Origin of the sequence: Cohnella lupini (genome assembly GCF_003386205.1) — a bacterium.
Lineage (GTDB): Bacteria > Bacillota > Bacilli > Paenibacillales > Paenibacillaceae > Cohnella > Cohnella lupini.
The window spans coordinates 1-1,572 of sequence record NZ_QRDY01000059.1 but is presented as its reverse complement, the minus strand read 5'-3'; the positions used below and the strand labels follow the sequence as shown (position 1 = coordinate 1,572).

Below are 1,572 nucleotides of genomic sequence, written 5' to 3'. Positions count from 1 at the left end.
GAGATTATACGAAAATGGAGTACCTCAAAAAAGCAAAAAAAATGCCCGCCACCCCGTTTTTGAACTTGACGTTTTTTAAAAGCTTACGACGTTCCTGTTGGCTTGAGTTCGACCTGGTAACCTAGTTGTAGCAGTTGCTTCGTTAGTCGATCTGCCATCTTTTCTGTAGTCACCTGAAAGAATTCTCTCTCCACATTCACATAGTCCACTCGGTCTCTCAGTATGGCGTACGCTATTCTTAGAATTAAGTGAGCGGTAGCAACGGCTGCTTTTTGCTCGCCCCTTCGTTTTCGGATTCTCCTAAAGTAATCTCCGATTTGGTTTTTACTTTGGATATTCGCCCACGCAGCTTGGCATAAGATCCCTTTAGCATGTTTATTTCCTTTGCGGGATCTTGCCTTTTTCCGGACACCTGCGCTTTCCTTATTCCCGGGGCATACGCCTACCCAAGAAGCGAGCTTGGCGTCGCACGAGAAATGGTTGACAGCGTCAGGACTAATTTCAGCCAAGAGTGTTGTCGCCGCAATCTCGTCAATACCTGGAATGCTATCGAGTAATTTCACCTCTTCTTGATAGGGCATCACTAAAGCCTGAATGTTCTCTTCTAACCGCCCAGTTTGTTCTTCGAGAAACTTCAGATGCTCCATGTGGTACTTGATCATTTCACGATGGTGCTTCAGTAGTCTGCCATTTAGGGCATCCATTAACTGACTTATCTTACTCTTTAATCTGGCCTTCACAAGCTCGCGAACGGTTTCTTCTTCCAATACTTCGCCGTCAGTAAGCCGCTCCAACAGGGCTCGACCGGATACGCCGAATAAGTCGGACATATAGGTGGTCAGCTTGATGTTGGCATCCTGTAGAATTTTGTGGACCCGATTCTTCTCGGCCGTCGCATGCTGTACGAGTTTACGGCGATAGCGTGTTTTGTCCCGAAGATCGCGAATTTCTCTAGGCGCTACCATACTCGGTTCAATTAATCCAGAGCGGTGCAGTTGCGCAATCCACTGTGCATCTCTGACATCTGTTTTGCGTCCTGGCAAGTTCTTGATATGCTGCGGATTGGCAAGGACCAGTTGGCAGGTAGATTCAAGAATATTCCAAACGGGTTTCCACAATACACCGGTACTCTCCATGGCGACTTCGCTGCAGTCGTGTTCCGCTAGCCAATCTTGAAGAGTCAACAATTCTTTTGTTGTCGTCCCAAACGTCTGAATGATCGCTTTGGGCTTTCCTTCAATAGGTCCTGTAAGGACACAGGCGACAACTGTTTTCTGATGAACATCAAGTCCTGCACAAGTCATTCGTACAGCATCCATCTAAACACCTTCTCAACTTGGATTAGAACAGACCATGCAGCTCGAAGGAGAGAGTTTATACGCGTCTAGGTTAGACAATGGGCGGCTCTCGCAACTGCAATAAGACGGGTTAGTAAACGGAGTATCCAATTCTCGGCCGTCTTTTGATCTGTTCTATTATCTGTTTATCCGTTTTTAAAGGATTTTAGAAAAGGATGCGGACGAACCATTTTTCATTCATGGCGATGATGCTGGCATCATCTTTGGTTAGTAA

1 protein-coding gene is annotated in these 1,572 nt (G+C 46.2%); it reads right to left on the bottom strand.

Annotated elements, in window-relative coordinates; genetic code table 11:
- Nucleotides 1-83: 83 nt before the first annotated feature.
- A complete protein-coding gene (locus tag DFP95_RS28565) occupies nucleotides 84-1,319 on the bottom strand; it encodes an IS110 family RNA-guided transposase (protein WP_115996080.1) in 1,236 nt (411 codons plus the stop codon).
- Between the last annotated feature and the right edge of the window lie 253 nt (nucleotides 1,320-1,572).